At 71.7% G+C, this 20740-nt stretch carries 20 protein-coding genes and 1 riboswitch; of the genes, 2 read left to right on the forward strand and 18 right to left on the reverse strand.

What is annotated here, in order from left to right:
- Window positions 1-21 precede the first annotated feature (21 nt).
- Genes BCF44_RS11020 through BCF44_RS11030 form a run of 3 tightly spaced genes read right to left on the reverse strand, consistent with a single transcriptional unit; the run spans window position 22 to window position 2887 of the window.
- A complete protein-coding gene (locus BCF44_RS11020; RefSeq protein WP_116174307.1) occupies window positions 22-906 on the reverse strand; it encodes an RluA family pseudouridine synthase in 885 nt (294 codons plus the stop codon).
- A 37-nt stretch (window positions 907-943) separates the two neighbouring features.
- Window positions 944-1516, reverse strand: coding sequence for a signal peptidase II (gene lspA, locus BCF44_RS11025; protein ID WP_116174070.1), 573 nt, complete (start codon window positions 1514-1516; stop codon window positions 944-946).
- 6 nt (window positions 1517-1522) lie between these two features.
- The gene (locus tag BCF44_RS11030; RefSeq protein ID WP_379798208.1) at window positions 1523-2887 is read right to left on the reverse strand and encodes an aminotransferase class V-fold PLP-dependent enzyme; all 1365 of its coding nucleotides are present in this window, start codon (window positions 2885-2887) and stop codon (window positions 1523-1525) included.
- 44 nt (window positions 2888-2931) lie between these two features.
- Window positions 2932-3046: riboswitch (SAM riboswitch) on the reverse strand.
- Between the two features lie 176 nt (window positions 3047-3222).
- Between BCF44_RS11030 and BCF44_RS11035 the strand changes: the two genes are divergently transcribed.
- Window positions 3223-3498, forward strand: coding sequence for a hypothetical protein (locus BCF44_RS11035; RefSeq protein ID WP_116174072.1), 276 nt, complete (start codon window positions 3223-3225; stop codon window positions 3496-3498).
- A 72-nt stretch (window positions 3499-3570) separates the two neighbouring features.
- On the opposite strand, the gene BCF44_RS11040 is transcribed toward BCF44_RS11035, so the two are convergent.
- The 12 genes from BCF44_RS11040 to ftsZ form a co-directional block, all read right to left on the reverse strand.
- Window positions 3571-4020, reverse strand: coding sequence for an SRPBCC family protein (locus BCF44_RS11040; RefSeq protein ID WP_116174073.1), 450 nt, complete (start codon window positions 4018-4020; stop codon window positions 3571-3573).
- 30 nt (window positions 4021-4050) lie between these two features.
- The gene (locus BCF44_RS11045; protein WP_116174074.1) at window positions 4051-5532 is read right to left on the reverse strand and encodes a potassium/proton antiporter; all 1482 of its coding nucleotides are present in this window, start codon (window positions 5530-5532) and stop codon (window positions 4051-4053) included.
- A gap of 107 nt (window positions 5533-5639) precedes the next feature.
- The gene (locus BCF44_RS11050) at window positions 5640-5894 is read right to left on the reverse strand and encodes a DUF167 domain-containing protein (protein ID WP_116174075.1); all 255 of its coding nucleotides are present in this window, start codon (window positions 5892-5894) and stop codon (window positions 5640-5642) included.
- A gap of 11 nt (window positions 5895-5905) precedes the next feature.
- Entirely contained in the window at window positions 5906-6454 is a 549-nt protein-coding gene (locus BCF44_RS11055) for a TetR/AcrR family transcriptional regulator (RefSeq protein WP_116174076.1), read from the reverse strand.
- Between the two features lie 127 nt (window positions 6455-6581).
- The gene (ileS, locus tag BCF44_RS11060; protein WP_116174077.1) at window positions 6582-9716 is read right to left on the reverse strand and encodes an isoleucine--tRNA ligase; all 3135 of its coding nucleotides are present in this window, start codon (window positions 9714-9716) and stop codon (window positions 6582-6584) included.
- 338 nt (window positions 9717-10054) lie between these two features.
- Window positions 10055-10714, reverse strand: a complete 660-nt coding sequence (locus BCF44_RS11065) for a hypothetical protein (RefSeq protein WP_342775586.1) — start codon at window positions 10712-10714, stop codon at window positions 10055-10057.
- Window positions 10715-10834: 120 nt separating this feature from the next.
- Window positions 10835-11638, reverse strand: coding sequence for a DivIVA-like cell division protein Wag31 (gene wag31, locus BCF44_RS11070; protein WP_043723091.1), 804 nt, complete (start codon window positions 11636-11638; stop codon window positions 10835-10837).
- Between the two features lie 45 nt (window positions 11639-11683).
- Window positions 11684-11968 (reverse strand): YggT family protein, encoded by a 285-nt coding sequence (locus BCF44_RS11075; protein ID WP_116174078.1) that lies wholly within the window; start codon window positions 11966-11968, stop codon window positions 11684-11686.
- Between the two features lie 19 nt (window positions 11969-11987).
- On the reverse strand, window positions 11988-12647 hold the full coding sequence (locus tag BCF44_RS11080; RefSeq protein ID WP_116174079.1) for a cell division protein SepF: 660 nt from the start codon (window positions 12645-12647) through the stop codon (window positions 11988-11990).
- A gap of 66 nt (window positions 12648-12713) precedes the next feature.
- Window positions 12714-13442: a YggS family pyridoxal phosphate-dependent enzyme gene (locus tag BCF44_RS11085; protein ID WP_116174080.1), complete on the reverse strand. Its 729-nt coding sequence runs from the start codon at window positions 13440-13442 to the stop codon at window positions 12714-12716.
- Entirely contained in the window at window positions 13439-14143 is a 705-nt protein-coding gene (gene pgeF / locus BCF44_RS11090) for a peptidoglycan editing factor PgeF (RefSeq protein ID WP_116174081.1), read from the reverse strand. The genes BCF44_RS11085 and pgeF overlap by 4 nt, the downstream gene beginning before the upstream one ends.
- Window positions 14144-14220: 77 nt before the next feature.
- Window positions 14221-15549 (reverse strand): cell division protein FtsZ, encoded by a 1329-nt coding sequence (ftsZ, locus tag BCF44_RS11095; protein WP_116174082.1) that lies wholly within the window; start codon window positions 15547-15549, stop codon window positions 14221-14223.
- A 439-nt stretch (window positions 15550-15988) separates the two neighbouring features.
- Between ftsZ and BCF44_RS11100 the strand changes: the two genes are divergently transcribed.
- On the forward strand, window positions 15989-17077 hold the full coding sequence (locus BCF44_RS11100) for a pyridoxal-phosphate dependent enzyme (RefSeq protein ID WP_211352976.1): 1089 nt from the start codon (window positions 15989-15991) through the stop codon (window positions 17075-17077).
- A gap of 121 nt (window positions 17078-17198) precedes the next feature.
- Here the strand turns inward: BCF44_RS11100 and BCF44_RS55405 are convergent, their stop codons facing one another.
- The 3 genes from BCF44_RS55405 to murG form a co-directional block, all read right to left on the reverse strand.
- The gene (locus BCF44_RS55405) at window positions 17199-17903 is read right to left on the reverse strand and encodes a cell division protein FtsQ/DivIB (protein ID WP_170217471.1); all 705 of its coding nucleotides are present in this window, start codon (window positions 17901-17903) and stop codon (window positions 17199-17201) included.
- 394 nt (window positions 17904-18297) lie between these two features.
- Complete coding sequence (gene murC, locus BCF44_RS11110) at window positions 18298-19656, reverse strand: UDP-N-acetylmuramate--L-alanine ligase (RefSeq protein WP_281283095.1); 1359 nt, start codon at window positions 19654-19656, stop codon at window positions 18298-18300.
- Entirely contained in the window at window positions 19653-20735 is a 1083-nt protein-coding gene (gene murG / locus BCF44_RS11115) for an undecaprenyldiphospho-muramoylpentapeptide beta-N-acetylglucosaminyltransferase (RefSeq protein WP_116174084.1), read from the reverse strand. Before murG ends, murC begins: the two co-directional genes overlap by 4 nt.
- Between the last annotated feature and the right edge of the window lie 5 nt (window positions 20736-20740).

Raw genomic sequence — 20740 nt, forward strand, 5'->3', positions numbered from 1 at the left:
CATGTGGCGAAAAAGAGGGGGTCAGCCCTCGGTGCGGAGCTGCTCCAGGGCAGTGGCCAGGTCGTCCGGGTACTGGCTCTCGAACGTCACCCACTCGCCGTCGGCGGGGTGGTGGAACGACAGCGTCTTCGCCTGGAGCCACTGCCGGGTGAGCCCCAGCCGCTTGGCCAGCACCGGATCCGCCCCGTACGTCAGGTCGCCGACGCACGGGTGCCGCAGCGCCGAGAAGTGCACGCGGATCTGGTGCGTGCGCCCCGTCTCCAGGTGCACGTCCAGCAGCGACGCCGCCCGGAACGCCTCGATCATCTCGTAGTGGGTGACGCTGGGGCGGCCGCTGGCCACCACCGCCCACTTGTAGTCGTGCTTGGGGTGCCGGTCGATCGGCGCGTCGATGGTGCCCCGCGTCGGATCGGGATGCCCCTGCACGAGCGCGTGGTAGACCTTGTCCACGGTGCGCTCCTTGAACGCCCGCTTCAGCACGGTGTACGCGTGCTCGCTCTTGGCCACGACCATCACGCCGGTGGTGCCGGCGTCCAGGCGGTGCACGACGCCCTGCCGCTCGGCCGCGCCGGAGGTGGAGATCCGGATGCCGGCGGCGGCCAGGCCGCCGACCACGGTCGGCCCGGTCCAGCCGGGGCTGGGGTGCACGGCGACCCCGACCGGCTTGTCGACCACCACCACGTCGTCGTCCTCGTACAGCACGACGAGGCCCTCGACCGGGATGGCCTGCACGGTGACGGGCTGCGCCGGCGGCGGCAGCGTCACCTCCAGCCAGGAACCGGCGACGAGCCGGTCGGATTTGCCGACGGCGCGGCCGTCGACCACCACGTCGCCGGAGTCGGCCAGCGTGGCGACGGCCGTCCGGGACAGGCCGAGCAGCTTGGACAGGCCGGCGTCGACGCGCATGCCGTCGAGGCCGTCGGGCACGGGCAGCTCACGCAGGTCACTCACCGGACTTGGCCTCCCGCGTGGAGCGGCCGTCGTAGTCGCGGCCGAGGATCGCCATCAGCACGATGAGCGCGCCGCCGACGCAGATCGCCGAGTCGGCGAAGTTGAACACCGGGAAGTACTCGGCGTTCGGCCCGAACACCGAGATGAAGTCGACCACGTGGCCCTGGAGCGCGCCGGGGGCGCGGAAGATCCGGTCCAGCAGGTTGCCGAGCGCGCCGCCGAACACGAAGCCCAGGCCGACGGCCCAGCCGCGGGAGCGCAGCCGCGGCGCCACCCAGATGATCGCGGCCAGCACGCCGACGCAGATCACGCTGAACACCCACGTCATGCCGGTGACGCCGAGCGAGAACGCGGCGTACGGATTGCGGATCACGTCCAGGTAGACCAGGCCGCCGGCCAGCTGGAGCGGCGGCTTGCCCTCCAGGTTGGCCACGACCAGGTACTTGGTGACGATGTCCAGCGCCAGCGCGACGACGCCGGCCGTCACCAGCAGGCCGATCCGGCGAGGCAGCTGCCGCTGCGCCGCGACCGATTCGGTGTTGGGCTCGGTGCTCACACCGCCCATTGTCCCTCAGGCGGCGACGAAGGGCGGCAGCGGCCGGTTGTCGTCGGCGGGCACCCACCGGCCGTCTTCCTGGACGTATGTCCACTTCGGCCCGTTGGTGACGAGTTCGCGCAGGGCCCCGACCAGGCGGTCCACGTGCTCGACCGTGCTGCCCAGGCCCAGGCTGGCCCGCAGGGCGCGCTGCTCGGTGGCGTCGACGCGGTCGAGCAGCCGCCGGGTCGCCACGTGTGCGCAGAATGCGCCGTCGCGGACGCCGATGCCGTACTCGGCTGACAAAGCCGCGGCGATCAGGCCGGCCTCGTGGCCGTGAATGGTGAAGCTGACCACGCCCACCCGGTCCTGGTCGCCCTGGAAGATGGCGAGCTCGTGCAGGCCCGGGATGGTGCGCAGGCCCTCGCGCAGCCGGGTCAGCAGCGCCTGCTCGTGGGCGACGATGCGGTCCCAGCCGTGGCGGGTGATCGTGTCGCAGGCCGCGGCCAGCGCGTGCACGCCGACGACGTTCGGCGAGCCCGCCTCGTGCCGCTCCGGCACCGCCGACCACGCGACGCCCAGGTGGTCGCCCCAGTCGACGACGTTCTTGGTGGCGCCGCCGCCGATCAGGTAAGGCTCGGCCGCCTGCAACCAGTCGGCGCGGCCGATCAGGGCGCCCGTGCCGTACGGGGCGTAGAGCTTGTGGCCGGACAGGGCGACGTAGTCGACGTCCAGGGCCTTGATGTCGACCGGGCGGTGCGGCGCGAGCTGCGCGGCGTCCAGAGCGATGCGCGCGCCGAAGCGGCGGGCGACGGCGGCGAGTTCGGCGACCGGCCACAGCTCGCCGGTGACGTTCGATGCGCCGGTGACGACCACCAGGCGCGGGCCCTCCGGGCACAGCTTCAGCGCCGCCTCCAGCGCCGGCACGGCCGCGGCCGCGGATGCCGGCGTCTGCACACGGCGGACGTTGGGGCCACGCCACGGCAGCAGCGCCGCGTGGTGCTCGGTGTCGAACAGGACTACGGAAGTGCGGCGCGGCAACGACTTCGCCAGCAGGTTGAGGGAGTCCGTGGTGTTGCGGGTGAACACAACTGTGTCCGAGGAGCGCGCCCCCACGAAGCGGCGCAACGTGTCCCGGGCCTGCTCGTAGACCTTTGTGGACACCTGGGAGGCGAAACCCGCTCCACGGTGGACACTCGCGTACCAGGGCAGCAGCTCGTCGACGGCGTCGCGGACCTGTTCCAGACAGGGCGCGCTGGCGGCGTGGTCGAGGTTGGCGTACGTGACGCGGTCGCCGGTCACCAGCGGCACCGACAGGCGGGCGCCGACCACGGCCGGCACGGTGGGGATGTCGCCCAGGGTGTCGTTGCCAGCGGTGTCGCGGGCCGGCGGGATCGCGATGGTCACAGGGGTGCTCCTCGGGTCAGGGACCCACCTGTGCAGAGGGTCCGCGCTTGCCCGGTCGCGTGCTGCGACGGGCCTGGTCCTCACCCGGGGCACCCCACCGCGGAGGAGGGTTGCCGGCCAGCTAGCCGGGGCTTGACGCTGGCACTCATGACCTAACGGCGACCACCGTAACCGACGGTGGTCGCCCGAGTCGAGGGTCCTTCCACATCGTGAGAGGGCTCACTAACGAGTGATTTCGTTCCCGGAGGGGTGACGGGCCGGTCTCAACGGGCCGGCGCCGGCGCAGACTCGGCGGCGCAGCACGTGTGGCCGTCCGCTGGGAGGTAGTCATGTTCCGCGAGCTCGACGACGAGCTCAACCGGCATCTGTCGATGCTGGCCGACCTCGCCCGGGATCCCGACGACCGGCTGGTCAGCGGCGTCACCCGGGCCCAGCTGCCGCGGGTCGTGGACGCCGTGGCGACCCTGCTCGGTGAGCACTCCCCCGACGCCGCCGGCCGCTGCGCCACCTGCCGCCCCGACCACTGGTGGCAGCCCCGCCCGGCCTTCCCGTGCCCCGCCTACCTCGCCGTGCACCGAGCCCTCTTCGCCGGCACCCTCGGCTGACGGCAACCCCCGCGAGTCGCGCTGTCGGACACACCGAATGTAGGTTTCAGGTAGATCAACTACGTGCGGTGGTCAGTTGTCGGGTCGACTCTCCAGCAGGGACTTCAGCTTCGCCAGGTCCTTGCGGTTGGCGCGGCGCATGGCCAGCGCCATCGCGCCGGCGGTGACGGCGGCGAAGCCGCTGGGGGATCCGGTGTTGCGCAGGGCCATCCGGGTCCGGCCCGGGCCGGCCGACTCCCAGGTGTAGGTGGTGCGCATGGGGAACGGCCCTTGCGCGGTCTGCATGACCAGACGCGAACCGGGTTCGTGTTCCACGATCTCGTACGTGTAGGCCAGTTCCCGTCCCAGAAATCGTGCGACGAAGGCGACCCGCGATCCCACCGCGACCGGCGGCGGCGTCTCCCACCGCACGGACTTGATGTTGACGTACCACTCGGGCGCTTTGGTCGGGTCGGCGGCGTAGTCGGCCACCCGCGCCAGCGGCGCATCGATGACGATCTCGGTGAGGACGTCCACGGCCATGCCCGATTGTCGCGCAGTCGAGGCTGGCCGCTACTCCTTGCCGGACTCGCCCTTCCAGCGGGCGTAGCGGCCGGCGCGGTCCACGGCACGGAGCCGGCGCTCGGCGGCGTCCCGCACCTTCTCTGTCGCCACGACCAGCAGCTGGTCCTCCTCCTGCAACCGGGTCGTCGCGGACGGCGTGAAACCGGCCTCGTCGCGCACGATCAGGCTGATCGTCGCCCCGAGCGGCAGCCGGAGTTCCGACAGGTACACGCCGTGGAGCTTCGAACCGGGCTGCACCCGCACCTGGAGCAGCTCCGCCCCGAGGGTGTCCAGCGGCGCGGAGTCGACCTCGATCTCCTGCGCGTCGCCGGGTTTCACCAGCCCCAGCCACCGCGCGACCAGCGGCAGGGTCCCGCCCTGCACCAAGGTCAGCACGACCACCAGCACGAACACGGCGTCGACGAGACGTTCCGCGCCGGGAACCCCCCGCGTCAGTGGAATCAGCGCCAGCACGATGGGCACGGCGCCGCGAAGTCCGGACCACGAAAGGAAAACCTGCTCCCGCCACTTCATCCGGAACGGCGTCATGGACAGCAGCACCGACAGCGGCCGGGCCAGCAGCAACAGCACCGCCCCGGCGACCAGCGCGGGAATCAGGGCGCTCAGCAGCCGCGCCGGCGACGCGTAGAGGCCGAGTAAGACGAACAGCCCGATCTGGGCCAGCCAGCCGAGGCCCTCGGCGAACGACAGCGTGTCGGACCGGTGCGGCAGCCGGGAATTCCCCAGCACCAGGCCGGTCACGTAGGTCGCCAACAGCCCGGAGGCGTGCATCAGGTCGCCGACCGCGTAGGCCAGCACGCACATCGCGACGGTCGCGACCGGGTACAGGCCGGTCGCCGGCAGCGCGGCCCGGCGCAGGCCCATCGCCCCGAGCCAGCCGACGAGCAGGCCGACCACCGCGCCGTCCAGGAGCTCGTACCCGGCAAGCATCGGCGTCGTCCAGCTCACCGGATCGGGCGAGGCCAGCAGGACGACGGCGATGAACACCGGCGCGTCGTTGAGGCCGGACTCCAACTCCAGGGCGCCGACCAGCCGCTTGCTCACGCCCACGCCGCGCAGCACGCTGAACACGGCCGCGGCGTCGGTGGACGACAGCACGGCGCCCCACAGCAGGGCGGTCCGCCAGTCCAGGCCGAGCAGCAGGTGTAACGCCGCGCCGGTGACGGCGATACTGACGACAACTGCCACTGTGGACAGTGCGATTCCTTGCCCCAGCGAGCTTTTCACGGCCGACCACCGCGTGGTGAGGCCGCCCTCGGCCAGGATCAGCACCAGCGCGGCGATGCCCAGCGACTGGGTCAGCGCAGCGTTGTCGAACCGGATGCCCAGCCCGGCCTCGCCGATGAGCAGGCCGATGCCGAGGTACAGCAGCAGCGACGGGAGGCCGAGGCGGACCGACACGCGGACGGCGAACACGGAGAGCAGGAGCACCGCCGCACCGATACCAAGCGCAGTCGATAGATCGAGCATCCCACCTCCCGGATGTCACCTGTCCGCATGAACATTGTGCGTGACGATCACGGAAAAGTACTAATCGCCCACTTTGGATGTCCACAGTAGACAGTGCGAAACCGGTGTTATCCTAGAAGTTCGCGCAACCGGTCGAACGCGTCCGGCAGCTCGACGAGTTTGTCCCGGGAACGCTCACCGGACACGATCACCACGTCCTGCCGGCGGATGCCGAATGCCCCGGCCAGCGCCTTGCGCACGGCCTCGTTGGCCTTGCCCTCCACGGCCGGCGCGGCGACGGCCACCACCAGCGCCCCGTCGCCCCACACGCCGCCGACGGCATCGCGCCGGGCGCCGGGCTTTACGCGGACAGCGAACCTCACGGGTCCGGATCCTATGGTGCCGTCAGCAGCCGGTAGACGCCCCGCGCGTACTCGACGGGATCGTCGATCTGCGCGCCACGGCGGAGGACCTGCACGTGCCCGAGCAGGAAAGTGTGCATCTGAAGCGCCCGCTCGCGGGCGGCGTCCGCGTCGAAGCCCAGCGCCACGAGCCGCGACGCCAGGAACGCCAGCCGCTCCTCGCTCAGCCGCCGCATCGCCGCCGCCACCTGCGGGTCGTCGGTCGCGGCGATCATGGCGAACTCGAGGTCGTTCTGCGGGCGGTCCACCACCACCCGGCTGAAGATCAGCCACAGCTGCTCGTCCGGCGGCCGCTCGACCGCCGCGAACGCGGCCAGGCCGGTGGCGATGTCGCCGGTCCAGCGGTCCAGCGCCGCCTGTAACAGCGCCTCACGGCTGGGAAAGTGCCAGTACGCGCTGCCCTTGGTCGCCCCGAGGCGCTGCGCGAGCGGCTCCACGGCCAGGGCCCCGACGCCCCGCTCCGCGATCATCTCGAGGGCGGCCGCGACCCAGTCGTCCTTCGTCCGGCGCTTCCCGACCACGGTTCCGTACGCTACCGTATGGAACTGATCCGTACGGCAGCGTATGGAAATGACCACAGTTCCACCGAAGACCACAGGGCCGTGGCGACCCCGGTGCCATGGGGGTGACCGGGGTCGCCACGTTTTCTCAGGCCTTGGCGACCCGCACGGCCACCTCGCCGCCGTCGCCGACCGCGCCGACAGTGCTATTTCCCTCTGGGCCACCCTCGACCGGCCCGTACGCCACCGCGTCCGCCAGCGTCTCCGACGCCAGGAACGCCTCGTGGGTCCGCACCGCGGCCACCACGTCGTCGGCCGCGGCGACGGTCAGCGTGATCCGGTCCGACACGTCCAGGCCGGCGTCGCGACGGGCCTGCTGCACCACCCGCACCACGTCCCGGGCCACGCCCTCGGCCGCCAGCTCGTCGGTGACGGACGTGTCCAGCACGACCAGGCCCGCACCGCCGGGCAGCGCCGCCGTCGCGGCCGGGTCGCTGGCCACCAGCCGCTGCTCGTACTCGCCGGGCAGCAGGTCGATGCCGGCGGCCGACACCGAGCCGTCCTCGGCGGTCGTCCACTCGCCCGCCTTCACGGCCTTGATCACCTTCTGCACGGCCGCGCCGAGCCGCGGACCACAGGCCCGCGCGTTCACGGTGAGCTGGAACTCGCCGTGCGCCGCCACATCCGTGGTCAGCTCGACCGCCTTGACGTTGACCTCGTCGCCGATGAGCCCGACGAACGGCCGCAGCGCCTCCGCGTCCGGCGTGGCCACCACGAGCTTGGCCAGCGGCAGCCGCACCCGCAGCTTGTTGGCCTTGCGCAGGGACAGCGCCGCCGAGCAGACCTGCCGCACCTCGTCCATCGCCGACACCAGCGCGGCGTCGGCCGGCACCTCGTCGACCGACGGGAAGTCGGCCAGGTGCACGGACCGGCCGCCGGTCAGGCCGCGCCACACCGACTCCGTGGTCAGCGGCAGCAGCGGCGCCGCCACCCGGCTGACCAGCTCCAGCACGGTGTGCAGGGTGTCGATGGCGTCCTGCTCGCCGGCCCAGAACCGGTCGCGCGAGCGCCGCACGTACCAGTTGGTCAGCACCTCCAGGAAGTCCCGGACGGCGAAGCACGCCCCGGCCAGGTCGTAGTTGTCCAGGGCGGACGACGTGGCGACCACCAGGTCGTGGGTCTTGGCCAGCACGTACCGGTCGAGCACGTGCTCGCTGTCGACCCGCCAGGTCCCCTGCGCGCCGGCCGCGTTGGCGTACAGCGCGAGGAAGTACCAGGAGTTCCACAGCGGCAGCACCGCCTGGCGCACCGAGTCGCGGATGCCGCGCTCGGTGACGACCAGGTTGCCGCCGCGCAGGATCGGGCTGGACATCAGGAACCAGCGCATGGCGTCCGAGCCGTCCCGCTCGAACACCTCGTTGACGTCCGGGTAGTTGTTGAGCGACTTGGACATCTTCTGGCCGTCGTCGCCGAGCACGATGCCGTGCGCGATGCAGTTGCGGAACGCCGGCCGGTCGAACAGCGCCGTGGCCAGCACGTGCATGTTGTAGAACCAGCCCCGCGTCTGCGCGCTGTACTCGACGATGAAGTCGCCGGGGTAGTGGTGCTCGAACCAGTCGGTGTTCTCGAAGGGGTAGTGGACCTGGGCGAACGGCATCGAGCCGGACTCGAACCAGCAGTCCAGCACCTCCGGCACGCGGCGCATGGTCGACTTGCCGGTCGGGTCGTCCGGGTTGGGCCGGGTCAGCTCGTCGATGGTGGGCCGGTGCAGGTCGGTCGGCCGCACGCCGAAGTCCCGCTCCAGCTCGTCCAGCGAGCCGTAGACGTCGGTGCGCGGGTAGGCCGGGTCGTCCGACATCCACACCGGGATCGGCGAGCCCCAGAACCGGTTGCGGGAGATGTTCCAGTCGCGGGCGTTGGCCAGCCACTTGCCCATCTGGCCGTCCCGCACGTGGTCGGGCACCCAGTTGATCTCCTGGTTGAGCTCGACCATGCGGTCCCGGAACTGGCTGACCGCGACGAACCAGGACGACACCGCCCGCTGGATCAGGGGCGTGTCGCAGCGCCAGCAGTGCGGGTACGAGTGGTCGTACGTCTCGTGCCGCAGCAGCACGCCCCGCTCGCGCAGATCCTTGATGATCGGCTTGTTGGCCTCGAACACCTGGAGCTCGGCGTACGGCGGCACCTCGGCGGTGAACCGGCCGCGCGCGTCCACCGGCACGACCGGCTCGATGCCGGCGGCGTCGGTGACGACCTTGTCCTCCTCGCCGAAGGCGGGCGCGATGTGCACCAGGCCGGTGCCGTCCTCGGTGGTGACGTAGTCGGCGGACAGGATCTGGTGGGCGTTGGCGCGGCCGGCGAAGAAGTCGAAGACCGGCGTGTAGCGGCGGCCCAGCAGCTCCGTGCCCTTGAAGCGGGCCAGCACCGTCGGCTCCTCGCCGAGCTCGCGGGCGTAGGCGCGCAGCCGGGCCTCGGCCAGCACGTACTTCTCGCCGTTGGCCTCGACGGTCACGTAGTCGACGTCCGGGTGCACCGCGATGGCCAGGTTGGACGGCAGCGTCCACGGCGTGGTCGTCCAGATCAGGGCCAGCTCGCCGGATTCGAGGCGCATACCCACCGTGACGGCCGGGTCCTGCCGGTCGCGGTAGGTGTCGTCCATCTTCGTCTCGGAGTTGGACAGCGGCGTCTCGCAGCGCCAGCAGTACCAGAGGACGCGGAAGCCCTCGTAGACCAGACCCTTGTCCCACAGGGTCTTGAACGCCCACATGACGCTTTCCATGTAGTCCAGGTCGAGCGTCTTGTAGTCGTTGTCGAAGTCCACCCAGCGGGCCTGGCGGGTGACGTAGTCGCGCCACTCGTCGGTGTAGCGCAACACCGAGGTGCGGCAGGCGTCGTTGAACTTGTCCACGCCCAGGGCCTCGATCTCGGCCTTGGACGAGATGCCCAGCTCCTTCTCGGCGCGCACCTCGGCCGGCAGGCCGTGGCAGTCCCAGCCGAACCGGCGCTCCACGTGCTTGCCGCGCATCGTCTGGTAGCGCGGGACGACGTCCTTGGCGTAGCCGGTGAGCAGGTGGCCGTAGTGCGGCAGGCCGTTGGCGAAGGGCGGGCCGTCGTAGAAGACGAACTCGTTGGCGCCGCTCTCGCCGGCCGGCCGATTGTCCACACTGGCCTGGAAGGTGGCGTCCTTGCCCCAGTAGTCCAGGACGGCGTTCTCCAGCTTGGGGAACGACGGCTGCGCCGGCACGCCCTCGCCGTCGGTGAAGGATTCGAGTGGGTAGGCCATCGGTGCTGCTCCTCGCGGTCCCGTCGTCAGTCCTGACGGGGACGACGCGCCCGGGTCGGCGCACCGCGGTACCACCCCGATTGCCGCCAGCGAGGTGGCGGCCACTCGTTTGCGGGCTGTGACGGGCCCACCCGTCCGGTTCTACTGAGGCCCCGGGAGGCCCGTTCTTCCGGAGGCTCCCCGGTGATGGCCGGATCGACGCCGTGTGCTGCCTCAAGCGTAGCGCCCGCCGGCAAATCGCCTCGCCCCCGTTGCCACATGCGCTTCCTATTTGCGCTCAGGTGACACCTAGGAAGCGCATGTGACATCAAAAGCCCGCGCGCGCGTGAGGTGGCGGGTCAGTCCTTGGCGCTCCGGGCCATGGCGGCCAGCTTGGCGTCGGGGGTGCAGCGGGCGCAGGGGGTGAAGCCCAGCTGGCGGGCCTCGTCGACCGGCAGCGGGATGGTCGGGCGGTCGCCGACCCAGGCGCAGCCGGCCAGGTGGTAGCGCGGGCGCTCGTCGAGCACCAGCACCTCGTCGCTCAGCTCGGAGACGACCAGCGCGTCGGCGGCGTCGGTGTCCTCCTCGGCCGGCTCGTCACCGGCCGGTTCCTGCTGATCATCACGATTCGTGCCGATCCGGACACCCCCGGTGGCAGGCCTGTCAAGATCACCTGTAGCCTGCGATTCTCCCGGTCCACCCTCGTCTTCGTCCTGGGGGCCCGCATCAGCATCGTCGTCCTCGCCGCCGACGGTCGTCGGTTCGGCGGCAGCCGCATCACCGGCAGACGGGCGCGCACCGGCGCGGCGCCGGCGCTGCCAGTCGAGCAGCAGCACCACGGCGCCGGCGACGCTGAGCGCGACCGAACCCCACGCCCAGTAGGTCTCGGTGGACACGAGGGCCACGACGAGCAGGGCGAAGGCGGCCAGCACGCACAGCAGCACGACGTACAGCAATCCGGAGCGGTCGACGGAAGACCGTCCGGCATCGCTGGACGACGCTGCGTTGTTCGACGACACGCCGCGACCCTACGTCACCACGCTGTCGTTCACAGCGGAATGACGCGTGTCGGTTCGACGACGCGTGTCATCGCCGGCAGACCCACCCGGGCCTGCCTCCTCGGAAGAAGCGGATCGAGCTCAGCCGGCCTCGGCGCGGGCGCCGAAGGTGTAGCCACCGCTCTGACGGCCCTCGGACGGCGCGGCGGAGGTCCGGTCGTTCAGCTCGGCCAGCTGCGACTCCAGCAGGCTCTTGAGCCGGGTCCGGTACTCCCGCTCCATCGTGCGGAGCATGTCGATCTTCTTCTCGAGCGCGTTCTTCTCCTGGGTGATGTTGCCCATCACCTCGGCGTGCTTGCGCTGGGCGTCGCGGTCCAGGGCCGCGGCCTTCTCCCGGGCGTTGCGCTCCAGGGTCTCCGACCGGGTCCGGGCGTCGTTCAGCATGGTCTCGGCGCGCGTGCGCGCCTCGTTGACCATGGTGTCCGCCTTCGCCCGCGCCTCGGAGAGCAGCTGCTCGGACTTGGTGCGGGCCTCGGCCAGCATCGAGTCCGCCTCGCCCTTGGCCTCACCGGTGAGCCGGTCGGCCATCTCCTGGGCGAGACCCAGGACCTTGGCCGCCTGCACGTGGTGGTCGCCACCGGGCGTGGTCTGCTCCATCACCGACGGCGGCGGGACGGAAGCGAGGCGACGGGGTTCCTCGCGGCCGGGCATGGGGCCGGAGCCCACCTTGCTCCGGGCGTCGTCCAGGTCGGCGCGCGCGGCCTCGAGCTGGGAGTCCAGCTGCTCGACCTGGGCGCGCAGGTCGGAGTTCTCCTCGATCAGGCGGGCCAGCTCGCCCTCAACCAGGTCGAGGAAGGCGTCAACCTCGTCCTCGTTGTAGCCCCGCTTCCCGATAGGAGGCTTGCTGAACGCGACGTTGTGCACGTCAGCGGGGGTCAACGGCATCAGATCACCTCACGGCAGTCACAACCGGAACAGCCAGGATCCCCGTCACCTGGGCTGCGTCAGTTGCATCAGTATGTACACGACCAGGAACACGACCATAATCGATAGGTCCAGCCCGACGCCCCCGATTCGTACCATCGGTATCACGCGACGGGCCAACCGGACCGGGGGGTCTGTCACTGTGTAGATGGTCTCCAGCGTGACCGCAACCCCACCGGCGGGTCGCCACTCCCGGGAGAACGCCCGGACGTACTCGACGACCAGGCGTGCCGACAGCAGCAGCCAGAAGAAGAACAGCACGTAGTAGACGACCACCAAGACCGGTTGCACGCCACCACTGTGCCATCTCTCATGACTTGGGCAGGAAGCCACCCTCCGCCAAGCGCCTGCGGTCCTCGGCGGTCACGTCCGTGTTCGGCGGTGAGAGAAGGAACACCTTGTTGGTGACCTTGTCCATGCTGCCGCGGAGCGCGAAGGCCAGACCGGCCGCGAAGTCGACCAGGCGCTTGGCGTCGGCGTTGTCCATGTCGGTCAGGTTGATGATGACGGGCGTCCCGTCGCGGTAGTGCTCGCCGATCGTCCGCGCCTCGGTGTAGCTGCGCGGATGCAGGGTGATGATCTTGGCCAAGGGGTGTGCCACCGGGTCCTGGGCCGGCCGCAGTCGCGTGACCGGCTCGTGCTTGGGCTCGACCGCGAGCGCGCCGTGGGTCGGCGCCTCGGTCGCCCAACTGCGGCGGCCCCGAGACGACCGGTCCCCGGGCAGCTCGTAGCCGTCCTCGTCGTAGTCGGCGCGGTAGGACGAGCGGGCCGACAGCGTGCTGCCGGCCGGGCGTCGCCGACCGCTCGAGTAGCGATCGTAGTCGTCGCCCCCGACGGAACGATCATCGCGGGGGCGGTCGTCGTAGTCGTCCCGGTAGTCGGACACGTAGCGGCCGTCCTCGTCGTAGCCGTCCATGTCGTCGGCCGGCACCATCCCGAAGTAGGCCTTCAGCTTCTGAAGCGCACTCATGCCAGCCCTTCCTCCGCGACTCCCCGACGACCTGGACGCGCGGCGACGCGTCCCGGTTCCCCACCGCTACGGCGAGGCTAGCCCTCTGTACCCGAACAGACCCGTTCCGACACGCACGCACGTGGAACCCTGCCTGATCGCCGCCGCGAGGTCCCCGCTCATGCCGGCGGACAGCTCGACAGCCGTCGGATGATCGGAACGGACCCTCGCGGCCGCCTTCGACAGGAGTGCGAAAGCCGCCGCCGGATCCATGGACAATGGTGCGACTCCCATCACACCGCGCAAGATCAGTTCACTCGAACGGCCTATCTCGTCGGCCAGCTCGAGCAGACCGGACAGCGGCACGCCGCCGCGCTCCGTGTCCCCGTCCAGGCTGGCCTGGATCAGCACGCTGAGAGGCTCGTCGCGGCGGCCGTGGGTGCGGGCCGCGGCGACGGCCTTCGCGAGCGCTGCGGCCAGCCTGGGCGAGTCGACGGACTGCACCTCGTCCGCCCAGCCCACCACCGAGCGGGCCTTGTTGCGCTGCATCCGGCCCACCATGTGCCACCGGACGGGCGTGTCCGGCAGCGCCAGGGCCACCTCGGCCGCCTTCGGGGCGGCCTCCTGGTCCCGGTTCTCGGCGAAGTCGGTGACGCCCAGCTCGGCCAGCAGGATCGCGTCCGAGGCCGGGAACGTCTTGGTCACGGCCAGCAGCTTCACCTGGTCGAGTGGCCGCCCGGCGTCGCGGCAGGCCTCGGCGATCTGCTCTCGGACCGCCGCCAGGTTCTCGGCCAGCTGCTCCCGGCGGTCGGTCATGCCTCGATCCAGGTGACGGCGGCCAGCCGGCCGGTGTTGCCGTCGCGGCGGTGGCTGAACAGGGTCTTGTCCTCGACCGTGCAACGCGGGTCCACGCCGATCTTGGCCACGCCCAGGTCGGAGAGCTGGTTCCAGAGGCCGGCCCGCAGGTCCAGGGCGGGCGTGCCCTTGCGGGACTTGGCCGCGCTGCCGGGCAGGTGCGCCTCCACGTCGTCACGCATGGTGGCCGGCACCTCGTAGCACTCGCCGCAGACGCTCGGGCCCAGCAGCACCTCGATCCGGTCCGCCTTCGCCCCGGCCTCCACCATCGCCGCGACGGCCGCCGGCACCACGCCGACGCGAGCCCCCACGCGGCCTGCGTGCACGGCGGCGACCACGCCGTTGTCGGGATCCGCCAGCAGCACCGGCACGCAGTCGGCGACGAGCGCCACCAGCGCGAGGCCCGGGCGGTTGGTCACCAGGCCGTCCGTCGCCTCCGCCGGCTCGCTCCGCGGGCCGTCGACGGTGGTGACCGTGCGGCCGTGCACCTGCTCCATCCACACCAGACGGTCTGCGGGCAGGCCGACGCCCTCGGCGAGGCGCTGCCGGTTGGCGCGCACCGCGGCTGGGTCGTCACCGACGTGGTCACCCAGGTTGAACGACTCGTAAGGGGCCCGGGACCGGCCACCGGCCCGGGTCGTGACGACTCGACGAACGCGCATGAGGTGATTCTTCCCGATGCAGGGAAGGACGCCTTACCTGCGTTCACCGCGGGTAAGGCGTCCTTCCCTGCATCAAGTCAGCGCCGCATGAAGGGCGGGACGTCCACCTCGTCGTCCGGGTCCTCGGGCAGCGGCACCGCGCGGGACGGCAGCGAGCCGTGCCGCTCGGGCGGGGCCGAGTAGCCGTTGCCGGTGCTCGGCCGGCTCACCGGCGGCAGGCCGGAGTTGGGCGAGCTCGGCGGCTGGTAGCCGGCGCTGGCCGGGGGCACGGCGGTGTAGCCGTTGGCCGGCGGCGGCGTGTGCGGAGTCGGCGGCGTGTGCGTCTGCTGCACCGGCGCGGGGTGCGCCGGCTGCTGCTGCGGGGCCGGGGTGCTGAGCTGCCCGGACTCCGCGACGGCGGTCGCGGTGGTGCGCGGCGGCGAGGTCAGCGCCGTCGGCTCCAGCTTCTTGTGCGTGGGGCCGCCGCTGTCGAAGCCGGCCGCGATCACGGTGACCCGCACCTCGTCGCCGAGCGAGTCGTCGATGACCGTGCCGAAGATGATGTTGGCGTCCGGGTGCGCGGCCTCCTGGACCAGCGACGCCGACTCGTTGATCTCGAACAGTCCCAGGTCGGAGCCGCCGGCGATGGCCAGCAGCACGCCGTGCGCGCCGTCCATCGAGGCCTCCAGCAGCGGCGAGTTGATCGCCTTCTGCGCGGCCTGCACGGCCCGGCCCTCGCCGCGCGCCGAGCCGATGCCCATCAGCGCGCTGCCGGCGCCGGACATGACGCTCTTGACGTCGGCGAAGTCCAGGTTGATCAGACCGGGGGTGGTGATCAGGTCGGTGATGCCCTGGACACCGGACAGCAGCACCTCGTCCGCGGAGCGGAAGGCGTCCATCAGGCTCACGCCCACGTCGCCGAGCTGGAGCAGCCGGTCGTTGGGGATGACGATCAGGGTGTCGCACTCGTTGCGCAGCTGCGTGATGCCGTCCTCGGCCTGCTTCGCGCGGCGCTTGCCCTCGAAGCTGAACGGCCGGGTGACCACGCCGATGGTGAGCGCACCGAGCTTGCGGGCGATCGAGGCGACCACGGGCGCGCCGCCGGTGCCGGTGCCGCCGCCCTCGCCGGCGGTCACGAAGACCATGTCGGCCCCCTTGAGGACCTCCTCGATCTCCTCCCGATGGTCCTCGGCGGCCTTGTGCCCGACCTCGGGGTTGGCGCCGGCGCCGAGACCACGGGTCAGCTCGCGGCCGATGTCCAGCTTGACGTCGGCGTCGGACATCAGCAGCGCCTGCGCGTCGGTGTTCACCGCGATGAACTCGACGCCCTTGAGCCCGACCTCGATCATGCGGTTGACGGCGTTGACACCGCCGCCGCCGATGCCGACGACCTTGATCACCGCGAGGTAGTTGTGCGGGGGCGTCATCGGATCCGCCTTCCTGATCGTGGTACCGAGCTCTCTTCCTGCGGTGGTCACCTTCCCGTCCTGGCCGCCCCCGGCCAGGCTCCGGTCAAACTCTCAACCTCAACCGAAGGCTTCAAGTTATGTCAACCCCGACATTGGGGTGGACGGTATGCACCACAGGTGCGACGGTCCAGCAGCCACGCCGAACACGGACCCAGGTCTTCGACGGCCCCCGTTGCCGGCCGCCCCGATTTCAGGCATGTCCCCGAGTGCGGCATCCACGCCGAACCACGCAATGCAGAGCGTAGTCTGTGCGGCCGCCGACCGTGTGCCGTGGGGCGAGGTCGGGTCCGTTCCCGGACATCGCCGCCGCACTTGTGGAATACGGCGAGGCGGGTCGTTGACGTAGATCACCTCGCCGCCGACGGCGGTCACCGTGGGTAGCCAGTACCGTGGGCGCGTGGCTGGTCCTGTGCGCGTGTGCCCCGAGTGCGGTCGGCAGTTCGAGTTCATCGATCCGGCGTGGCGCTGCTGCGGCGTGCCCATGCGCCTCGCCGCGCCGCCCGCCGCCCCCGTGCCGCTGGCCGAGCTCGCCGGGCGGCCGCTGACGACCTGGCGTTACGCCGAGGCGCTCGGCGTGCCGGCGGAGCCGTGGCGGGCCGCCACGCTCGGTGAGGGGATCACCCCACTGCTGCCCGCCGTGGACGGGATCTCGGTCAAAGTCGAGTACGCCAGCCCGACGCTGTCGTTCAAGGACCGCGGGGTCGTGCTGCTGCTGGCGCAGGCGCTGGCGTCCGGCGCCTCGCGGGTGATCGCCGACTCCAGCGGGAACGCCGGAACGGCCGTCGCGGCGTACGCGGCGAGGGTCGGGCTGCCGGCCGAGATCTTCGTGCCGGAGTCGACGTCGCCGAAGAAGATCGGGCAGGTCAGGGCGCACGGGGCGCGGGTGAACCTGGTGCCCGGCAACCGGGAGGCGACCGCCGCCGCGGCGATCGAGGCGGTGCAGGCCGGCGGGGCGTTCTACGCCAGCCACGTGTACAACCCCGTGTTCCATCTGGGCACCGCGACGTACGCGTACGAGGTGTGGGAGCAGCTCGGCGGCCGGCTGCCCGAGACGCTGGTGCTGCCGGTCGGGAACGGGACGCTGGTGCTGGGAGTCACCCGTGCGGTGGCAGGGTTGCTGGCGGCGGGGCGCATCACCAAGAGGCCGCGGATCGTGGCCGTACAGGCAGCGAACTGTGCACCGTTGGCGGCGGCGTGGCGTGCCGGTGCGGCGGAGCCGGTTGCGGTGAATGCCACGCCGACCATCGCGGAGGGCATCGCCATCGCGGAGCCGGCGCGTGGCGCGGAGATCCTGGCGGCCGTGGACGAGATCGTGACGGTGACCGAGGAGCAGGTCCTCGCCGGAAGATCAGAACTTGCTCAGAACGGCTGGTACGTCGAGGACACCGCCGCCGTCTGCTGGGCCGCCGCCCGCGCCGCCTCCTGGCCCGACGCCGTGGTCCCCCTCTCCGGCGCCGGCCTCAAAACCGCCTGGACCCCCGCCTAGCGACAACCCCGGCGAGTTCGCCCAGAAATCGAGCACAGCCGGACACACCGAATGCAGGTCTCAGGCATGTGCCCGAAACTCACATTCGGTGTGCCCCAGAGCGCGACTCGCGGGGTTCCGGCTAGGAGATGGTGGCTAGTTGGGGGCTGGAGACGTCGTAGATCTTGCCGGGTTGGGTCATGAGGGCGGCGAGGACCGCGGCCTTGCGCGGGGAGTCGTCGGTGCTGCCCCAGCGGACCTGGCGGCCGGCGGACAGCGTCAGCACGACGGAGTTCGGCGACTTCGCGGCGACGGACAGGACCTCGGCGCGGATCTTGTCGGGCACCGCCAGCAGGACCCGCACCACCGCGACCGCCGTCGGATCGGATGCGTCGGACCTCGGCAGGTCGAGCTCCGGGAGGCCGGCCGGTTCGGACGACACGGTGGCGAAGTCCTTGCCGGTGTGGTCGACCAGGTGCACCCCGTCGGGCTGCTTGATCACGCCGACGGCGACGCGCTCGGCGACGTCGATCCGCACGGTGGCCGGCCAGGAGCGGGAGACGTTGACCGAGGCGACCCGCGCGAGCGCGGCAACCCGGTCGCGGATGCCAGCCAGGTCGATCGTCAGCATCGGCGCGCCGGACGGCACGGCGGCGGTGGTGAGGACCTGCTTCTGCGACAGGTCTTTCGTGCCGAGCACCTCGACGGACCGCACGCCCAGCAGCGGCGTGAAGTAGACGCCGTAGAACAGCCCGATCGTGCCGAAGACCACCGCCAGCGCGACCACGCGCCGGCGGATGATCTTGCCGCGGCCCGGACGGTGGCGACGGGTCCGGCCCCGCTCCACCCGGCGACCGCGCGCCGAGACGGTCCGCTCCGAGGAGGGTCGCCGGTCGGAGACGGTCCGCTCGGAGCGCGTGCGCGAAGCCCCGGACCGCGCGGCGGCCCGTTGCGCAGCAGCCCGATCCGAGCCGACACGATCCGACGCAGGCCGACCCGACGCCGACCGTTCCGAACCGGCGCGGTCCGACCGCTCCCCGGCAGACCGATCCGAGCCATAGCGATCCGAGGCGACCCGGTCCGAGGTGGCGCGATCCGCCTCGGACCGGTCCGACCAGTCCGACGCCGACCGATCCGCCGGTTCCGAGACAGACCAATCGGAACCGCCGCGGTCCGACCCGGTCTGTTCGGACGCGGGTCGCCGGCGATCCGGCCGCTCCTCCTCGGTCACGTCGTCTCCTCTACAGGACGGCGAGGATCTCGGGACCGAGCATGGTCACGTCGCCGGCCCCCATGGTCATCACCAGGTCGCCGGGCTTGACCAGGCCGGCGATCAACCCCGGCACCCGGTCGAACGACGGCTCGTAGTGCACGGCGCCCTCGGGCAGCGTCACGGCGTCGACGACCAGCGCCCCGGTCACGCCGGGCATGGGGTCCTCACGGGCGCCGTACACGTCCAGCACCACGACCTCGTCGGCCAGACCGAGGGCCTCGCCGAACTGGGCGGAGAACTCCCGGGTCCGGGAGTACAGGTGCGGCTGGAAGATCACCAGCAGCCGGCCGTCACCGGCGACGGGGCGGGCGCCACGCAGGGCGGCGGCGACCTCGGTGGGGTGGTGCGCGTAGTCGTCGTACAGCCGGATCCCGCCGGCGACGCCCTTGAACTCGAAGCGCCGGCGCACACCGCCGAACGCGGCCAGCCCGGCGAGCAGGCCCTCCAGCGGGGCGCCGAGCTCCAACCCCGCGAGCAGCGCGCCGACGGCGTTGGCGGCCATGTGCGCGCCGGGGACGGCCGTCCGCACCTCGACCTTCTGGCCCTCGATCTCGACGACGGCGAGGCCGCCAGTGTCGACCGGCTCGTACGAGAGGGTCCGCGCGTCGGCGCCGGAAGCGCCGTACCGCCGGACCCGCACGCCGAGCTTCTCGGCGCGGTCGGCCAGCGCCGCCGAGCCAGGGTCGTCGGCGCACGCGATGAGCACGCCGTCGGGCTCGATGCGCTGCACGAACGAGTCGAACACGCCCACGTACGCCTCGACGGTGCCGTGGTGGTCCAGGTGGTCGGCCTCGACGTTGGTGACGACCGCGACCGCCGGCTCGAACACGAGGAACGAGCCGTCGCTCTCGTCGGCCTCGGCCACGAACACGTCGCCGCTGCCGTGGTGCGCGTTGGCCCCGGACTCGTTGAGGTCGCCGCCGATCGCGAAGGACGGGTCCATGCCGCAGTGCTGCAACGCCACCGTGAGCATCGACGTCGTGGACGTCTTGCCGTGCGTGCCGGCGATGCAGGCGGCACGCCGCCCCACCATCAGAGACGCCAGCGCCTGCGACCGGTGCAGCACGGTGATGCCGCGCGCCTTGGCCTCCACCAGCTCGGGGTTGTCCTGCTTGATGGCGCTGGACACCACCAGCGTCTGGGCGTCGCCCAGGTTCGCGGCGGCGTGCCCCAGCTCGATGCGGGCGCCCTGCGCCTTCAGCGCGAGCACGGTGCGGGAGTCCTTGGCGTCCGAGCCGGACACCTCGACGCCGCGGGCCAGCAGGATGCGGGCGATGCCGCTCATGCCGGCGCCGCCGATGCCGACGAAGTGGATGGGCGCCTTCACTTGTTCACCACCGACAGCACCATCTGCGCCAGCACGTCGGCGGCCACCCGGTGGCCGCCGGACCGCGCGGCGTTGCTCATCACGGCCAGCCGGGTGCGGTCGCCGACCAGCGGCAGCACCTCGTCCACGACCCGGTCCGGGGTGAGCTCGTCGTCGGGGATCAGCAGGCCGCCGCCGGCCTCCACGATCGGGATCGCGTTCAGCGACTGCTCGCCGTTGCCGATCGGCAGCGGCACGAACACCGCCGGCAGCCCGACCGCGGACACCTCGGCGACGGTCATCGCGCCGGCGCGGCACAGCATCAGGTCCGCGGCGGCGTACGCGAGGTCCATCCGCTCCACGTACGGCACGGCCACGTACGGCGGCGCGCCGGGGATCTCCTGCACCACGAGGCTGTTCTTGGGACCGTGCGCGTGCAGCACGCTGACGCCGGCCCGCGCGAACGCGGCGGCCGCGTTGGACACGGCGTTGTTCAGCGTCCGGGCGCCCTGCGAGCCGCCGGAGACGAACAGCACCGGGGCGGTCGGGTGCAGCCCGAAGTACTGACGGGCCTGCGCGCGCAGCGCGGCGCGGTCCATGGACGTGATGGCGTGCCGCAGCGGGATGCCGATCACCTGCGCGTCCGGCAGGCCCGAGTTGGGCACGGCCGCGGCGACCTTCTCCGCGAACTTGGCGCCGACCTTGTTGGCCAGGCCGGCCCGCGCGTTGGCCTCGTGCACGACGATCGGCACCTTGCCGCGGGCGGCCAGGTAGGCCGGCAGCGACACGTAGCCGCCGAAGCCGACGACGACGTCGGCGTGCACCCGGTCCAGCACCGCGCGAGTCTGCTTGATCGCCTCGCGCACCTTGAGCGGCATCTTGAGCAGGTCGGGCGAGGGCTTCCGGGGCATCGGCACCGGCGGGATCATCTCCAGCGGGTAGCCGCGGGCCGGCACGATCTTGCTCTCCAGGCCGCGCGCGGTGCCCAGCGCGACCACCCGGGCGTCGGGGCGCGCCCGCATCACGGCGTCGGCCAGTGCCAGCGCCGGCTCGATGTGTCCGGCGGTCCCGCCGCCCGCGACGACAACGCAGGGGCCCATCCGGT

The organism is Kutzneria buriramensis (assembly GCF_003387475.1).
Taxonomy (GTDB): Bacteria; Actinomycetota; Actinomycetes; order Mycobacteriales; family Pseudonocardiaceae; genus Kutzneria; species Kutzneria buriramensis.

What these genes read in the sequence shown, in the direction of transcription:
- BCF44_RS11020 (WP_116174307.1), bottom strand. Translation starts at nt 906, where the DNA reads ATGCGCGTCGACGCCGGCCTGTCCAAGCTGCTCGGCCTGTCCCGGACG.
- lspA (WP_116174070.1), bottom strand. Translation starts at nt 1,516, where the DNA reads ATGGGCGGTGTGAGCACCGAGCCCAACACCGAATCGGTCGCGGCGCAG.
- BCF44_RS11035 (WP_116174072.1), top strand. Translation starts at nt 3,223, where the DNA reads ATGTTCCGCGAGCTCGACGACGAGCTCAACCGGCATCTGTCGATGCTG.
- BCF44_RS11040 (WP_116174073.1), bottom strand. Translation starts at nt 4,020, where the DNA reads ATGGCCGTGGACGTCCTCACCGAGATCGTCATCGATGCGCCGCTGGCG.
- BCF44_RS11045 (WP_116174074.1), bottom strand. Translation starts at nt 5,532, where the DNA reads ATGCTCGATCTATCGACTGCGCTTGGTATCGGTGCGGCGGTGCTCCTG.
- ileS (WP_116174077.1), bottom strand. Translation starts at nt 9,716, where the DNA reads ATGGCCTACCCACTCGAATCCTTCACCGACGGCGAGGGCGTGCCGGCG.
- wag31 (WP_043723091.1), bottom strand. Translation starts at nt 11,638, where the DNA reads ATGCCGTTGACCCCCGCTGACGTGCACAACGTCGCGTTCAGCAAGCCT.
- BCF44_RS11080 (WP_116174079.1), bottom strand. Translation starts at nt 12,647, where the DNA reads ATGAGTGCGCTTCAGAAGCTGAAGGCCTACTTCGGGATGGTGCCGGCC.
- BCF44_RS11085 (WP_116174080.1), bottom strand. Translation starts at nt 13,442, where the DNA reads ATGACCGACCGCCGGGAGCAGCTGGCCGAGAACCTGGCGGCGGTCCGA.
- pgeF (WP_116174081.1), bottom strand. Translation starts at nt 14,143, where the DNA reads ATGCGCGTTCGTCGAGTCGTCACGACCCGGGCCGGTGGCCGGTCCCGG.
- ftsZ (WP_116174082.1), bottom strand. Translation starts at nt 15,549, where the DNA reads ATGACGCCCCCGCACAACTACCTCGCGGTGATCAAGGTCGTCGGCATC.
- murG (WP_116174084.1), bottom strand. Translation starts at nt 20,735, where the DNA reads ATGGGCCCCTGCGTTGTCGTCGCGGGCGGCGGGACCGCCGGACACATC.